12 protein-coding genes are annotated in these 15517 nt (G+C 55.1%); 8 read left to right on the forward strand and 4 right to left on the reverse strand.

Features of this window, described 5'->3' with window-relative positions; all coding sequences use genetic code 11:
• Positions 1-56 precede the first annotated feature (56 nt).
• The 3 genes from KJ970_08600 to KJ970_08610 are packed head-to-tail and all read right to left on the reverse strand — an operon-like array spanning position 57 to position 3569.
• The gene (locus tag KJ970_08600; protein ID MBU2690975.1) at positions 57-1850 is read right to left on the reverse strand and encodes a GldG family protein; all 1794 of its coding nucleotides are present in this window, start codon (positions 1848-1850) and stop codon (positions 57-59) included.
• A 19-nt stretch (positions 1851-1869) separates the two neighbouring features.
• On the reverse strand, positions 1870-2586 hold the full coding sequence (locus tag KJ970_08605) for an ABC transporter permease subunit (GenBank protein ID MBU2690976.1): 717 nt from the start codon (positions 2584-2586) through the stop codon (positions 1870-1872).
• A gap of 11 nt (positions 2587-2597) precedes the next feature.
• Positions 2598-3569 (reverse strand): ATP-binding cassette domain-containing protein, encoded by a 972-nt coding sequence (locus KJ970_08610; GenBank protein ID MBU2690977.1) that lies wholly within the window; start codon positions 3567-3569, stop codon positions 2598-2600.
• A 298-nt stretch (positions 3570-3867) separates the two neighbouring features.
• Between KJ970_08610 and KJ970_08615 the strand changes: the two genes are divergently transcribed.
• The 4 genes from KJ970_08615 to KJ970_08630 all read left to right on the forward strand — a co-directional run bounded on the left by KJ970_08615 (position 3868) and on the right by KJ970_08630 (position 8025).
• Positions 3868-4773 (forward strand): TRAP transporter TatT component family protein, encoded by a 906-nt coding sequence (locus KJ970_08615; protein MBU2690978.1) that lies wholly within the window; start codon positions 3868-3870, stop codon positions 4771-4773.
• 180 nt (positions 4774-4953) lie between these two features.
• On the forward strand, positions 4954-5976 hold the full coding sequence (gene dctP, locus KJ970_08620; GenBank protein MBU2690979.1) for a TRAP transporter substrate-binding protein DctP: 1023 nt from the start codon (positions 4954-4956) through the stop codon (positions 5974-5976).
• A gap of 16 nt (positions 5977-5992) precedes the next feature.
• On the forward strand, positions 5993-6715 hold the full coding sequence (locus KJ970_08625; protein ID MBU2690980.1) for a TRAP transporter small permease: 723 nt from the start codon (positions 5993-5995) through the stop codon (positions 6713-6715).
• A complete protein-coding gene (locus tag KJ970_08630) occupies positions 6712-8025 on the forward strand; it encodes a TRAP transporter large permease subunit (GenBank protein ID MBU2690981.1) in 1314 nt (437 codons plus the stop codon). Before KJ970_08625 ends, KJ970_08630 begins: the two co-directional genes overlap by 4 nt.
• Here KJ970_08630 and KJ970_08635 read toward each other — a convergent pair.
• Positions 7970-8671, reverse strand: a complete 702-nt coding sequence (locus tag KJ970_08635) for a hypothetical protein (protein MBU2690982.1) — start codon at positions 8669-8671, stop codon at positions 7970-7972. The two genes, KJ970_08630 and KJ970_08635, sit on opposite strands and share 56 nt — an antisense overlap.
• Before the next feature lie 624 nt (positions 8672-9295).
• Here KJ970_08635 and KJ970_08640 point away from each other — a divergent pair.
• The 4 genes from KJ970_08640 to KJ970_08655 all read left to right on the forward strand — a co-directional run bounded on the left by KJ970_08640 (position 9296) and on the right by KJ970_08655 (position 15462).
• The gene (locus KJ970_08640) at positions 9296-9916 is read left to right on the forward strand and encodes a YceI family protein (protein MBU2690983.1); all 621 of its coding nucleotides are present in this window, start codon (positions 9296-9298) and stop codon (positions 9914-9916) included.
• Between the two features lie 107 nt (positions 9917-10023).
• Positions 10024-10458, forward strand: a complete 435-nt coding sequence (locus KJ970_08645) for a hypothetical protein (protein MBU2690984.1) — start codon at positions 10024-10026, stop codon at positions 10456-10458.
• Between the two features lie 119 nt (positions 10459-10577).
• Entirely contained in the window at positions 10578-14264 is a 3687-nt protein-coding gene (metH, locus tag KJ970_08650) for a methionine synthase (protein MBU2690985.1), read from the forward strand.
• A gap of 226 nt (positions 14265-14490) precedes the next feature.
• Positions 14491-15462: a hypothetical protein gene (locus KJ970_08655; GenBank protein ID MBU2690986.1), complete on the forward strand. Its 972-nt coding sequence runs from the start codon at positions 14491-14493 to the stop codon at positions 15460-15462.
• The last annotated feature ends 55 nt before the right edge of the window (positions 15463-15517 follow it).

Raw genomic sequence — 15517 nt, forward strand, 5'->3', positions numbered from 1 at the left:
AGTTAATGCCCAATTTAATCCCAAGTTAACCCATAGTTACAAGTTGTCAGGCCGGATTACGCCCTTTGTCCGGCCGCACTTCGTAAATCCGCCTCCACTGCGGCGCGTCTCCGCCTTCGTGCGATCGTCCGGATCAGGCCGAGAACGATCACCAAGAGGGCGGGGCCAAGGGTCAGAACCACCTTGAGTGTTGTCTTAACGCCATCTGAAATCTCCTTCAACGGCCGATCGGTGGCGCCGCGGGAACGGATACCGATGAGTTCCGGACCCAGTGTCAGCCAATCAACGGCGTTGTTGAAGAAAACGGCGTTTTCAGGGAACTGTCCCAGGAAGCTGTCCTGAAGGAAGAATGAATTCCCCAGCACAATGATCTGGGTTTCGGCGCTCTCTTTGATTTTTGTCGCCTCGGCCAAGGAGTCCGGACCGGCCTCCGATCCATCGGCGGAAGGCGCCGGCCGGTCGGCATAGTAAGAATTGAATCGCCCTTCCAAGGCCGCCGCGACAACATAAGATTTTCCGATTTTAGCATTCCTGGGCTGGAATGGATTGTTTGACGGTGTCAGGTCGTAACGCCCCGTCTGTGTTTCCGAATAGGGCGATGTCCGCGCTAAAATATAAGCCCTGACCGGCGCGCCTTCGGCCTCGCTTTCCCCCGCCTCTTTGGCTTCATCCGCGCCGGTTGAGTCAGCGCCCACAGGCTGGGGAATCGACCGAATGGTGCCGCTGCCGTCAAGCTCCGGCGCCCGCGCCCGGTCTTCGCCGCTAAGAGCCTCGAGGAGAGGGTCATCGCCGGCAATCGGCACATCCAGTTTCATCGGCGCGGGCCAGGGGAGAACCAGTGACTCGAGCCGGCTGGTTGCCACCTGATCCCTGGCGAGGAAGGGACCGGAAATTTTCGGCCAGAACGGATAGGGAACGCTGTATTGCATATACCCGTTGCTGAACGAGGCATGAGTATTAAACCGGGTATCCTGTACAATCGCCTTTTGAACCCGCACGCCGAAGTTGGCCAGAAGATCCTCAAGGCCGGATGTCACCGGCTGCGCCTGGAGACCGGCCTGCTCGTTTAGGCGTATCGCGTCGATGAGAAAGATCGCCCGGCCGCCGCGCATGATAAATTGATCGATTTCGTACTTCTCCCGATCCGTCACCCCTTCCGGGCTGGGAATGATGAGCGTGTGGATTTCTTCGGGAATAGATGTGCGTCCCGAATCGAGATTGACCACCCGCACCTCATACTGCTCCCCAAGAAGCCGGCGGATGCCCTGATACTGCTTATCCAGGTCTATCCCTTGACCCGTCAGGAATCCCAGCACCTTCTCCTCATCGAGCGTGATCCGAAGGATGGCGGATGTGAGATCGTACTCCAATGTATAAGTGTCCTGAATGATGGGGATGGCCTGGCGTTTTTCGCCGTATTGAACCGCAATTCCCATATAGACGTTCTTGACCTGGAGTTGATCTTTATCGAGGACCTGCGCCTGCACCTGGGGGATCCCCAAAAAGCGCATCTGCTGCTCCAGTTCGGGATCCTTTGCCGGATCGATCCACTCCACATTGATATGGCCTTCCCCGTAGTTGCGGTACTCGTCCAAGACATCCGCAACCTTTCGTCGCATCTGCTCGAGACGGGGCGGCAAATCCGAGGAGAAATAGGCTTTGACGGAAACGACATCATCGAGATTGCCCAGGATCGAGCGTGTTGAAGGGCTGATGGTGTATTCCTTGTCCTCGGTGAGATCCAGGCGGACGAAGTATTGACCCGCCACAAAATTTCCCACAATGAGAATGGCCAAGACCAGAGCCACCTCAAGGGCCGTAATCAGTGTCTTTGATACATTACCTTGCATGGGTTCGTCTCTCCTCCGGCTAAGCCCAGGAACGCTTTTCAATTGAACGGACGTTGAGGTAGAGGAAAAAACCGATCAGGGAGAGATAGAAAATCACATCCCGTGAATCGATGACCCCCCGGCCGACAGAATCGAAATGAGCTCCCAACCCGAGAGCCTGGCAGAATGATCGCAACCAAACGGGTATGGAATAGAGGACGATATCCTCGCCAATGATAAAGAGGAGAAAGCAAGCGACGACGCTGATGATGAAGGCCACAATCTGGTTTTCGGTGAGACTCGAGATAAAGAGTCCAATCGCCAAATAGGCTCCGCCCAGCAGCATCGCGCCGATATAACTGCCGATGATGGGCCCCCAATCGGGATTGCCCAGACCCTCAACCATGAGGGCCAGGGGGAATGTCAGGATGACGGTCAGGCTCAGGAAAGCGAGGCTTGCCAGATACTTGCCGAAGACAACCTGAAAGTCCGTAACCGGCAGGGTCATCAAGAGCTCCATTGTCCCCATTTTTCGCTCTTCCGCCCATAGCCGCATCGTAACGGCGGGGACGAAAAGCAAAAAGACCAGCGGGATCAAGCCGAAGAAATCACGCATCGAGGCTTGATTGATTAAAAAGAAGCTCCTAAAGAAAAGCCATATGCTCAAGACCAGAAAGATCGTGATGAAGACATAGGCGATGGCGGAGTTGAAATAACTCCTGAATTCCTTGCGGAACACCGCCAGAACGTTACTCATCTCAAGCCTCCTCAACTTGCGGCGGACGCTGAGTCCGCGGTGGATCGATCGGATTCTTGAGTCGTCAACCGCAGGAAGATTTCCTCGAGGCTGACGGTTTCACGACGAAGTTCGGTGAGAATCCAATGACGCTGTGTGGCCAGTTTGAAGATTTGCTCTTCGATGTTTTCATTGCCGGCCGTGGCCAGGGAATAACGGGTGCGATCCGGTTTCTCTTCTTCAAGCTGAATCGCTAGGACGCCATCCAGCATCCGCAAGCCTTCTTCAGCATCCGCCGGGCTGGCCTTTACGGTCAGCCAAATCTGAGTTTCTCCCCGCGCCTTGGTCGCCAATTCATCCGGTGTTCCGGAAGCGACCAATTTGCCGTGATTGATGATCTGAACCCGGTCGCAGGTCGCCTCCACCTCGGGAAGAATGTGTGTGCTGAGGACCACCGTCTTCTCACGGCCGAGGGATTTTATCAGTGAGCGGATCTCAATGATCTGATTCGGGTCGAGACCGGTCGTCGGCTCATCCAGCAGCAGCACGCTCGGATCATGGATGAGAGCCTGCGCCAATCCGACACGCTGCCGATAACCTTTGGACAACTCGCCGATCGATTTGTGGAGAACATTGCCCAGCCCGCATGTGCCGACCATCTTGGTGATGCGTCTTTGGGCATCCTGCCCGCGAAATCCACGGACATGAGCGATGAATTCCAGAAAATCGATGACGCCGAGATCCAGATAGAGCGGAGCGCTTTCAGGGAGATAACCGATCCGCCGGCGGACATCCACTGTCTGGGTGGAGACGTCAGAACCGGCGACGCGTGCGGAACCGCCGCTGGCTGGGATGTAGCAGGTGAGGATCCGCATTGTCGTCGTCTTGCCCGCCCCGTTGGGGCCAAGAAATCCGAGCACCTCACCCTTGGGAACATCGAAGCTGACGTGATCCACGGCCAGGGTCGGACCATACCATTTCGTCAGGTCGCGTACCTCGATCATCTACGGGTTTCCTCCCGACATTTGGTTTCTATCGTCTAATTTGTTAGATTTGAATAGGTTGCCAGATAAGCGCGGATTATAAAGGGGAGCGAATCCGTCGTCAAGTGGCGAGATTTTCCACCCCGGTAGCACCGCATCCCATCCGCCTTCTCCTAACACACGGTGGAGCGTTCGGGTTCCAAAAAATCGTTGTTTTGAAGGATAAGAATAGGCTTCGGCCCGAGTGGAGGATTTTGACCGGGCTCCGGTTGGAATCTAAGATGTCATTCAACCCTCATCCCTTTTGGAGGATCCTGCATTGGCCACCCAGACTCACTCCACATCATCATGCCGGCTCATCCTCCTGCTCGCGATCCTCATCATCCCGGCGGCCTCCCTGCTTTCAGGTTGCGCCATCTCCCGGGGAATGGCGGTCGGCGCCATGAAGCCGATCCTTGTCGGTGCCTCGGATGAGATTCTGAAAAGCGGCGATCTTCAGACCGTCGGCGAGGGACTGCCCGCCCAGATCCTCACATTGAAGGGGCTGGCGGCGGGGCGGCCCGGGGACGCCGGGCTGGCGGCGCTTGCCGTTCAGTTGCACCTCTTTTATGCCATGGGTTTTGTAGAAGGTACCGATCCCGCCCATGCGGAGATTCTTTATAAGGAGGGGAGGGATATCGGGCTTCGCACATTCTCCCGGGATGCGACTTTCGCCGAGGCGTTGCGGGGAGGCGACCTCGAGTTGAAGAAGGCCTTGAGCGGCGTCGGCAGGGACAAAGCCGAACTTATGCTGTGGACGAGCGCCTGCTGGGCCGGTTGGATCGGATTGAATTTAAACGATCCAGAGGCCATCGCCGACCTGACTTTGGTCGAAGCGATGCTGGATCGCACATTGGAGCTGGCTCCCGGGACATTTCATGCCATGCCGCTTATTCTGCGCGGCGCTATTTATAGCATGCGTCCGCCGATTTTGGGCGGTGATCCCGAAAAAGCGCGTGAGGCCTTTGATGAAGCGTTTCGGATGAATGAACGGCAATTTTTGTTGACGCAGGTCTATTTCGCCAGCACCTATTGTAAACAGGTTTTTGACAGGGATCTTTTTGAAAAGAGTTTGCGGGAAGTTATCGCAGCTTCTCCTGATATTCTGCCGGAGGTCCGGTTACTCAATCTTCTGGCCAAGCAGCAGGCGGAAATATGGTTGGCGCGGGCGGATGACATCTTTTAAGGAGCGGCCTTCGCTGAAAGGATCCGCCGGCGCTTGGGTTTACAGGCTGATATGAGGGGATATTTGCGGGCCGGTTTTCGAACTCAACCGGAAGGGCGGTGTTGTAGCTGCAGGGACAGGTTTGATGAGGCCGGAGCGATGATGCGGGTGATGTGGGATGCCGAAAGGAGAGACCTGATCATGCGAGCTGTTCTTGCGGGTGCTGTTCTGCTCTGTCTCCTGGGAACGGGATTTCCCGGAGACATATACGCCGCGACAACAATAAAGATCGCCACAGTCGCCCCTGAGGGATCGACCTGGATGAATCTGATGAACGATCTGTCAACGAAAGTTAAAGAAGATACAGACGGACGTGTGAAACTTCGATTTTATCCGGGCGGGATACAAGGTGATGAAACGCTTGTTCTTCGTAAGATCTGGACAAAACAGCTTCAGGGCGCGGGATTGACCGGTGTCGGACTGGGGGAGATGGCGCCGGAGCTGCGGGTCATGGAGCTGCCGCTTCTCTTCAGCACGCAGGAAGATGTGAAAAGGGTCCACAAGAAAATGGATCCCGAGTTCGAAAAAATCCTCGCGGAAAAAGGTTTTACATTACTTGGTTGGTCAGAGGTCGGCTTTATCTATCTTTTTAGCAAAACACCGGTCCGGAATGATAAGGATCTTAAGCGTCTGAAGGTCTGGCTTTGGGAAGGGGATCCCTTGGCCGAGGCTTTTCTGGGGGCGCTGGATGTCTCGCCTGTGCCCCTCGCCGTGACCGATGTGATGACCGGATTGCAGACCGGTCTTGTAGAGGCGGTCTATATTTCGCCGCTGGCATCGATTGCGTTGCAATGGTTCACTCGTGTCAAATATATGACCGATATGCCGCTGACTCACGCTTTGGGCGCCGTGGTGGTTAAGACCGACGCCTTGGAAGGATTGAGCGATCAGGATCGCGAGACGCTGATGCGTCATAGCAGGGAGATCTTCGCCCAGCTTGCCATCGAGACGGAACGGGAAAACAACCAAGCGCTGGAGGTTTTAAAGGAGCGGGGCATTACATTTGTCACCCCTGATGCGGGTTCCGATGCGGCGTTTCAGAAGATCGGCCGCAAGGTCAGGGAGGAATTGACAGGACGCCTTTATGATCAAGCTCTTCTCAACCGGGTCCTTGCCGCTCTCAAAACCGTAAGAGAGAATGCGGCGACGGAAGCGACTCATTAAACGCAGGGTCTAGCTCATGGGTGAATCCCCCCTGATCTTCCGTCTCATGACGCCGGGACCCGTGTTTCTAACGGTCCTGGCGGGTTTCTATTTTCTTCTGTATATTTTTCGGCGCCTTTCCCACCATAGATTCGGCGCCGAACGATGGGACAAGGGTGTGCGCTCGGCCGAGGGCGCCATTCTTTCATTATTTCTCTTTACCACCATTTTCCTGGCCGCGCTTCAAATCGTTCTTCGCAACTTCTTTCATACCGGCTTGATCTGGATCGATCCATTGTTGCGCTACATCGTTCTCTGGATCGGCTTGCTCGGCGCCTTTGTGGCGACCCGGAAATTGCGGCATATCACAATTGATGTCTTGGGCCGCCTGCTCCCTTCATCATATCAGGCGGCGGGCCGGATCCTGACGAGCGCTGTCGCCTTTGTCGCTTCAGTCTTGTTGGCGAACGCCTCCTGGATGTATCTCGAGGGTGAGGTCCTGTTCGGCACGAAGCCCTTCCTCGGTGTCCCTTCCTGGGCGGCGAGCAGTATTCTTGTTGCCGGCTTTGTGGGGATAGGGTGGCGTTTTCTGGGATGGGTGCTGTGGCCGCATTCCGGCGGACCGGGACGGCCGCCGCTGAATCCGCATGATATGACGGATGTCTCATTTGATGATGCTCCGCCGATCGATATTGCGGTGATGACCGATTCCAAGGTGTCACCGGAGCCCGAACCCCAACCCGGCCCGGAGGCGACATGACCTGGATTATCGTCGTCGTCGCTTTTCTACTGGCTCTGCTCGGCACGCCGCTCTTTGCCGTGCTGGCTCTGGGCGCTCTCGTCGCTTTCTGGACGCAGGATATCGGCTCGGCTTCGGTATCCGCCGAGATGGTCCGTCTCGCGACCTCACCCGTGCTGATCGCGATCCCTCTTTTCACCTTCGCCGGGTATCTCTTTAGTGAAAGTAAGACGCCGCAGCGGCTGGTTCGTTTAACAAGAGCCGCCTTCGGATGGGTCCCCGGTGGATTGGCCCTCGTCGCCATGGTCGCTTGCGCCCTCTTCACCGCCTTTACGGGGGCCAGCGGCGTGACGATTGTCGCGATGGGCGGTTTGCTCATGCCGGCTCTTTTAAAAGACGGTTTCTCGCCTCGCTTTTCGCTGGGTCTTCTCACGACATCAGGGTCGCTTGGCCTTTTATTCCCTCCCAGTCTTCCCCTCATTTTGTACAGTTATGTCGCTTCGACGAGCGCCGGCGGCATGCTGACAAGCTCCGCGGCCGCGCCGTCGGTGGATCGTCTCTTTCTGGCGGGAATATTGCCCGGCATCTTCCTCATCGGCGCGCTGGCGGTTCTGTCGGTGCGCCAGGGCGTGATACAGCTCGGCGGGCGCGTGCCTTTTCGCTGGGGCGAATTGTGGAGCGCTTTCCGTGAGGGCGCTTGGGAAGTGCCCCTGCCCTTTATCATTCTCGGCGGGATCTACGGCGGCAAGCTGACCGTCACCGAGGCGGCGTCGGTAACGGCTCTTTATGCTTTGATCGTCGAGGTTTTCATTTACCGGGATATCCCGCTCAACAAACTGAGCGGGATCGTGCGCGAGAGCATGACCCTGGTGGGCGGGATCCTGGTGATCCTTGCCGCGGCCTTGGGATTGACCAACTTCCTCGTTGATGCCGAGGTGCCGCTGAGAATCCTCGATGGAATCCGCGGACTGGTCACGAGCCGTCTCGCCTTTTTGATGCTGCTCAACGCCTTCCTGCTGGTGGTCGGGTGCCTGATGGATATCTTCTCGGCCCTGATTGTTGTCGTGCCTTTGATCATCCCGATCGCGCAGGAGTATGACGTCAATCTTATACATTTGGGGATTATTTTTCTCGCGAACCTCGAGATCGGCTATATGACGCCGCCGGTGGGATTGAATCTATTCATCTCCTCGTATCGTTTTCAGCGGCCCGTGGTCGAGGTCTATCGTTCGACATTCCCGTTTTTGATAACGCTTCTGATTGCACTGCTCGTTATTACCTACTGGCCTGATCTGAGTCTTTTCCTGCCGAGGTTGTTCGGCGGGGGGTAGCGGATTCTACTGATTCTTTTTGTGATACTGTGGCCTGCTCCGGGTGGTAGGTAATTTCAAAATGATTTCGGGATGACATAACGCGGCTGAGGCCCTTAACCGGCGTTACCTGGAGGGTCGGCACAGCTTTGTTATCCATCTCATAAGGACCCCGGTCGAGGCTGGCGATACACCATCCGACGCTATCTTGACAAGCCACTTCATACCGGGTCAGTTCCCGGCCGCGGCTCTGTGATTCGCGTTCTTCACCCAGAAAGAGAGTGGTGGAACCGTCCCTGCCGCTATCGCTGGCATTCACCATGGAGGTGGATCCGGCTTTTCCCGCATCGCCGGTATAGACCTTGAGGATGACGGCGGCGCCCAAGCTCTCAGGAAGGCCGTTCAGGAGAAAGACCGGTTCACTGCTTTGTGAAAAGGGGTGCTGAGCGGTGCTTTCATAAATACTCAATGTCTGATCCGCGGCCAACGCACCGGCGGGAATGGTCAGAATGATCTCATCCGCGGCAACGGTACCGCCCTTACTCCCGATCGTTTCCTCGGCGAGCGCCGCTCCCTGGTTGTCTGGTGTTGTCAGCTCATCCCTGGAGCAACCGGCCGGAAGGACACTGCAAAGGATGCCTGTCGCCAGTAGAAAGCGCCCTTTCATTCCCAACCGCCTTCAATTGAAATCAATGTTGACGCTTATCTTCTTGACCAGTGCTCGGTATCGGATCCAGGGCCTTGGAGTGGTTTTTGCCCTGGGGCAGAAGATGTATGGGGCGGGGATCAGGTGACTTTGACTCCGGGGCAGAAGATTTGGATGAAGGGATTTTGGAAAAGTCTCGCCGGATGGACATTGCAATCTCTACTCTCGCAGTAGGTTATGGGATCAATGCTGTCCCGCCGAGTGTCCGCCAGCGAGGATCGTTGCAAGAAGGATCCGCTTCGATGGAGGGCTCATGGCGCTCTCTCGCTCGATCTGGCCCCATCTATGGATTTTCCTTCCAAATTGCTCCCAATGACGAATGATCGTAGCGGCCGTCACGAAATGATGGAAGATACAAGAAGGCATGACCGGCCAGTAGGACGAGAAATGGTCTCAATATCAGCTAATTCCATGTGTTCCAGTAACCTATTTTCACTCAATGGGCCGTGGGCGCACCCGGAATGGAACCTGCATTCGTCCTGGAGGTTAAAAGCCGGATTATCCGGCGCGGAGTGGAGTGAGAGATGGGGATGTTTCCCGACCACATACTCGTTAACAAAATACACGTTAACAAAGGAGCGAAAAATGAAGACGAAATGGATCGGCAGCCTGGCTGCCCTGGTGGCGTTGATTATTCTATCGAGTTTGAGCAGCGCCGCGCTTGCCGCTGAAAAGAGCTATGTTTTCGGCAAGAGCGATCAGCGGACGAATATATCTTTCCAGTCCGATACCGACTTTGAGGTGATCGTCGGAACGAGTGTCAAGTCCTCCGGAGATGTGACCGCTGATTTTGAGAAGGAAACAGCCAAGGTGAACATTTCCGTTCCCGTCGCTTCCCTAAAGACCGGTATTGATATGCGCGACGAGCATATGCGCTCTCCCGGTTGGCTGGATGCCGCACAGTTTCCCAGCATCACCTTTGTCTCAAGCAGTGTGAAGCTGATGTCCGGTATGAGTTGGGAAGTAAAGGGAATGTTCACGATGCATGGCGTCTCCAAAGAAATCATGACGACGGCGGAGGTTCGCCAGATCCCGGCTGATGCGGCGATCAAGGCCGGTTTGGAGCCGGGCGAGTGGATCAAGGTGACCGCGCCTTTTAATGTCAAACTTTCGGACTTCGGCGTGAAGATTCCTGATATGGCCGCGGCCAAGGTGAATGACACCTGGAAGGTGACTTTTACAGGATACGCAGTGGCTGGTGAGTAGCCGGCGCGGGCGCCAGGGGATGGAGGCGGGGTTGAGGCCGGCAGATAGCCCGGCTCACCCCGTCTCTTGATTTGCCCATAAATCGCAGGATCGAAGTGGAGAGTGTCATGACATTCCGCAGATATTTATCTAGATTGAGACCGTTGGTCCTGGTTCTTGGATTCGGCGGCGCGGCATTGGTCCTCATCGCCGCCCTGGCATTGGATAAAGGCCTCGGGAAGGATGTCTTGATCATTACACCTCATGATCCTTCCATCGTTGGATTGAATCAAAGCCTGTATGTCCCAGGCGATCCTGTTGCTGAAATATATGGGAACCCGATGAGCGAGACGGTGCGGATTGTGCATCCGTCGAAGGACAAACTCATACGCCCCAAGGAAGATCCCAATCTCTTGTTGCTTAGGGCCAACAAATTGCTCGGTGAAAACCCATTACAAACAAAGACGATTTGGTACTTCGCCCGTTTTATCCTGCCGGTCCTCCTCATTTTGGGAATCATTGGATTTGTGCTTCCAAAACCCCGGTCAACCGATGAAGATTGATGGACGCAGAATCTTGATATTTCAGATCAGCTGACGGATAAAGAAGAAACGGATAGAGGGTAGGTCTTCGATGGGTCGGCGGATGATCAGCGGATCGATGGCAATCTAGGGACTGATGCATGCCCGGCAGACAAGAACTCGAACAACAATTATCCCGCCGGATCCTGGTTCTGGATGGGGCGATGGGATCCCTGATCCAGGCCCAAGGACTGACGGAGGCTGATTATCGCGGGGCGCGATTCGCCGGGCACGTCTGTGATCTTCTGGGCAACAACGATCTGCTTTCATTGACTCAGCCGGAGCTCATCAGCCGGATTTATCAAACCTACCTGGAAGCCGGCGCGGATATCATATCCACTAACACTTTCAATGCCACATCAATCAGTCAATCCGATTATGGAACCGAATCCTGCGCCCATGAGATGAATCTGATAGCGGCGCGGCTGGCCCGCATCGCTGCGGATGCGGCGACCCGGCAGGATCCGAGCAAACCGCGTTTTGTCGCCGGAAGTCTTGGGCCGACGAATCGGAGTGGCTCTATATCGCCCGATGTCAATGATCCGGGATTTCGCAATATCACATTTGATGAGTTGAAGCTGTCGTATCGGGAACAGGCGGCCGGATTGATGGCGGGCGGGGTCGATATCCTTTTGGTTGAAACGATTTTCGATACCCTGAACGGAAAAGCCGCCATTGCGGCCATCCGCGAGCTTCTGAAAGAGCAGGGATCGGATCTGCCGGTGTGGATTTCAGGGACACTGGCCGACACCGCGGGACGAAACTTGATCGGTCAGACCGTTGAGGCCTTCTGGTACTCGATTCGCCATGCCGAACCCTTCTGCGTCGGTCTGAATTGCTCCTTCGGCGCAAAGGCCTTGCGCCCCCACTTGCAGGAACTGTCACGGATTTGTGATACCCTCGTGACCGTTCACCCCAATGCCGGATTACCAAATGAACTCGGGGGATATGATGAGAGCCCCGAGGAAATGGCCGAACGGCTTCGGGAGTTTGCTGAAGATGGGTTGGTAAACATTGTCGGAGGGTGCTGTGGATCGACGCCGGATCATATAAAGGCCATAGCCGCGGCGGTGAATGGAATCAGACCGCGTGACATCCCGCTGGTCGATCGATCATGCCGGCTCAGTGGCCTGGAGCCATTGAACATTCGTCCAGATTCGCTTTTTGTAAATATCGGCGAACGCACCAATGTCGCCGGCTCCTCACGGTTCGCCCGATTGATTCGCTTCGGTAAATTCGAGGAGGCGCTGGATGTCGGACGACGGCAGGTTCAAAACGGCGCACAGCTCATCGATGTCAATATGGATGACGCGGCGATTGAAGCCGTACCGGCAATGGTGAAGTTTCTTCAGCTTGTCGCTTCTGATCCCGAGATCGCCCGCGTTCCCATCATGATTGATTCGAGCCGGTGGGAAGTGATCGAAGCCGGTTTGAAATGCCTGCAGGGGAAAGGCGTCGTCAACTCCATCAGCCTCAAGGATGGGGAGGAGGAGTTTTTGCGGCGGGCCGGGATTGTCCGCCTTTATGGCGCGGCGGTGATCGTCATGTCCTTCGATGAAAAGGGGCAGGCGGATACGCTGCAGCGCAAGATGGAAACATGCCGCAGGGCTTATACATTATTGACCTCAAAGATCCAATTCCCCCCCGAAGATATAATATTCGATCCGAATATCTTCGCCGTGGCGACAGGAATGAAGGAGCACAACAATTACGCCTTAGCCTATCTTGAAGCCTGCCGGCAGATCAAACAGGAGTTTCCCCACGGCCTCATCAGCGGCGGGGTCAGCAATCTTTCCTTTTCATTCCGTGGGAATGACACGGTCCGGGAGGCGATGCACTCGGTCTTTCTTTATCATGCCGTTAATGCGGGCATGGATATGGGTATTGTGAATGCCGGGCAGCTGGCGGTTTATGCAGAGATCGACCCGGAACTGCGATCCGCCGTCGAGGATGTCATTCTCAATCGCCGCCCGGACGCCACAGAGAGGCTCACCGCTCTGGCGATCCGTACCGAATCAAAGGTCAAGGAAGACCCGGCGGATCCTACCTGGCGGCGGGAAGGAACCACCAGCAGGATCAGCCACGCCCTGGTGAACGGGATCACAGAATATATCGCTGAAGACGCCCTTGAGGCGATGAAGGAACTGGAATCGCCGTTAGCGGTTATTGAAGGCCCTCTGATGAACGGGATGAACGAGGTCGGTGAATTGTTCGGTTCCGGGAAAATGTTTCTGCCCCAGGTGATCCGGAGCGCCCGTGTCATGAAATTGGCCGTTGATGTGTTAGCGCCTTATCTTGAGGTGGAAAAACAGCTTGGAGATTCGCCGGTGAGGGGCAAAATCCTTCTGGCAACCGTCAAAGGCGATGTGCACGATATCGGAAAAAATATCGTCGGTGTTGTTCTGGGGTGCAACAATTATAAGATCATTGATCTCGGGGTCATGACGCCGGTGGAGGAAATCCTTGAAACAGCGCTGCGGGAAAAGGTCGATTTGATCGGCATCAGCGGACTCATCTCACCATCGCTGAATGAAATGATTCATGTCGCAGGGGAGATGCAACGCCGGGGATTAAAGACACCTTTGCTGATCGGGGGAGCCACGACCTCGCGGGTCCATACCGCCGTTAAAATTGATCCAGTCTATGACGGCGCCGTTGTTCATGTGACGGATGCCTCCCGCGCCGTCACCGTGGCGGGCGATCTTCTCCATACGTCGACAGCCATGGAGACGATTCGGAAAACGAAGAAAGCCTATCGCGAGCTGCGCGAAAAGCGGGAGCGGGATGATTCAAAGGGAACCCTCTTGCCGATCGAAGTGGCGCGGTCGCGATGCACCCCGGTGAAGTGGCGCGCCTACAAGCCCCCCATCCCCAAAATCGCCGGAATACAGGTTTTTAAAGATGATCCACTTGAAGGCTTGATCCACTTCATTGATTGGTCGCCCTTCTTCCGCGCCTGGAAGCTTCAGGGCCGGTATCCTCAGATCTTCGATTCAGAAAAATATGGTGAAGAAGCCAAACGACTGTTTAACGATTCATTGGGTTTGTTACATCGAATTGCAAAGGATGGATGGCTCGAGGCCCGCGCCGTGGCGGGGATCTTCCCGGCGAATGCCATAGGGGATGATATTGTCATCTATAATGATGAAAACCGCTCAGAAATCCGCATGGTGATGCATCATCTCCGGCGGCAGACCGAAGGCGCCCAGGCCGGTTCAAACCGCTGCTTATCGGATTTTATTGCGCCTGCAAAAACGGGAATCCCTGATTTTGTCGGAGCCTTTGTTGTCTCCGCCGGATTCGGAGTGCCGAAGGCGATCCAGGCGCTTACAGACGGCCATGATGACTACCGGGAGATCATCATCAAGGCGTTGGCGGATCGGCTGGCGGAAGCTTATGCCGAGTTTCTTCATGCCCGCATTCGCCGCGAGATCTGGGGCTATGCGCCTGATGAGGTCCTGCAATCGGAAGAGATGATCGCTGAGAAATACAGAGGCATCCGGCCGGCTCCCGGGTATCCGGCATGTCCGGATCACACAGAAAAGGAGACACTTTTCAGATTGTTAAAGGCACAGGAAAATATCGGGGTCGAGCTGACAGAGAACTTTTCCATGAATCCAGCGGCCTCTGTATCGGGATGGTATTTCTCTCATCCGGATTCCCATAATTTTTCTGTCGGTATGATCGGAATTGATCAAGTCAGGGACTACGCTAAACGCAAAGGGATTTCGGTTGAAGAATGTGAACATTGGCTGGAACCGAATCTCGGCTACCATAGCGCGCGATGACGGCAAAGCTACTTTCCAATCAAATCTCCGCCGGCCTCATTGATTGAAGCCCGGCTTCCATGCGGCGTACGGGCATCGTTCTAACATATTGTGAATATTTCAGTTAGAGAGATGCGGAAGATCATAAATCTGTTAATAATATTCTCATTATCCGCTCAGGTGAGTCTGGTTTTCCTCCGATGATTCATTAACGAATGCGTGTACCACATCAAGAGGGAGGGGACCCATGCCCGACGATATGAAGACAGAGCTCCTTGATGATATGAATATTACCCATGCATTTCTGAACGCTTTATGTGCGAATTATCAGGGGGAATATGTTTTCAACAATGTCTTGGGGCAATTGACCCAATCCCCTGAATGCGATGAACGGCTCGCGAAAACGGCAAAAATCCTGGATATGATTAATGAGTGGTGGGATCAATTCAGAAATTATGATCCGATTATTCACTTTGCGGAGAGCCCGGGGCGGTCCGGTGATGCGGCATTGGCTTGGGAGCTGCTGTCATCAGCGATGAAGCGCCAGAGCATGCTTATTGAAACCCTTTTGAAAAACATGGATGTCGAATCATTGATGCAAGACCTCGACGCCTGTCATCTTCGGGTGGCCGCCCATTGCGACGCCTCTTATGGACGGGAACATTATGTAAACGGGCTCATTACATACGGCGAGGTTATGAACCGGCCTGAAGTGTGCGATCGCTGGCGGCAAAAGATACTATCGTGCCGGAATGAAATCAGCCAGTCGACCGGTTTGTTTGAAGCCGTGCGTCAAATGGGCACAACAATGCAAGAGGGTACGATTGCAGAGCTTCAGGATCAAACATTGATGCTGCCGGTCGTCTTCGGGCAGCGTTGCGTCGACATTAGGCAGCTCTTTGGGATGTATACCGGCCATTTCAATTTTATGGACGCGGGAATTCCCCCGGATGACGTTCAGTATTGGTCCGAAGCGGGCTTTGAACCCTACCAGGCAGGGCAATGGTTTGCCGCTGGAATGACGGTGGGGGAGTCCATCGATTGGATCCAGGCCGGCGTGCCCGATCCCCTCGGCGCGGCGGGTTTCAAATGGCGCGGGATTGATCGTGAAATCGCCAGTCCCTGGTACCGCAGCGGGTATGGCGGCCGTATCGCCCGGGCCTGGCGCGCTCGGGGTGTTGAGTTTCCAGAACAATTCCCGCAGGAAGAGGTGGGATAGGATCTTAAATCAGGTTCGGGGAGACAGCCGGGGATAGAGGAAGCCCATGTGTCTG

The organism is Candidatus Eisenbacteria bacterium, assembly GCA_018831195.1.
Lineage (GTDB): Bacteria > Eisenbacteria > RBG-16-71-46 > CAIMUX01 > JAHJDP01 > JAHJDP01.

What these genes read in the sequence shown, in the direction of transcription:
- KJ970_08640 (MBU2690983.1), top strand. Translation starts at nt 9,296, where the DNA reads ATGAAGACGAAATGGATCGGCAGCCTGGCTGCCCTGGTGGCGTTGATT.
- KJ970_08630 (MBU2690981.1), top strand. Translation starts at nt 6,712, where the DNA reads ATGACCTGGATTATCGTCGTCGTCGCTTTTCTACTGGCTCTGCTCGGC.
- KJ970_08600 (MBU2690975.1), bottom strand. Translation starts at nt 1,850, where the DNA reads ATGCAAGGTAATGTATCAAAGACACTGATTACGGCCCTTGAGGTGGCT.
- KJ970_08625 (MBU2690980.1), top strand. Translation starts at nt 5,993, where the DNA reads ATGGGTGAATCCCCCCTGATCTTCCGTCTCATGACGCCGGGACCCGTG.
- dctP (MBU2690979.1), top strand. Translation starts at nt 4,954, where the DNA reads ATGCGAGCTGTTCTTGCGGGTGCTGTTCTGCTCTGTCTCCTGGGAACG.
- KJ970_08610 (MBU2690977.1), bottom strand. Translation starts at nt 3,569, where the DNA reads ATGATCGAGGTACGCGACCTGACGAAATGGTATGGTCCGACCCTGGCC.
- metH (MBU2690985.1), top strand. Translation starts at nt 10,578, where the DNA reads ATGCCCGGCAGACAAGAACTCGAACAACAATTATCCCGCCGGATCCTG.
- KJ970_08645 (MBU2690984.1), top strand. Translation starts at nt 10,024, where the DNA reads ATGACATTCCGCAGATATTTATCTAGATTGAGACCGTTGGTCCTGGTT.
- KJ970_08655 (MBU2690986.1), top strand. Translation starts at nt 14,491, where the DNA reads ATGCCCGACGATATGAAGACAGAGCTCCTTGATGATATGAATATTACC.
- KJ970_08635 (MBU2690982.1), bottom strand. Translation starts at nt 8,671, where the DNA reads ATGAAAGGGCGCTTTCTACTGGCGACAGGCATCCTTTGCAGTGTCCTT.
- KJ970_08605 (MBU2690976.1), bottom strand. Translation starts at nt 2,586, where the DNA reads ATGAGTAACGTTCTGGCGGTGTTCCGCAAGGAATTCAGGAGTTATTTC.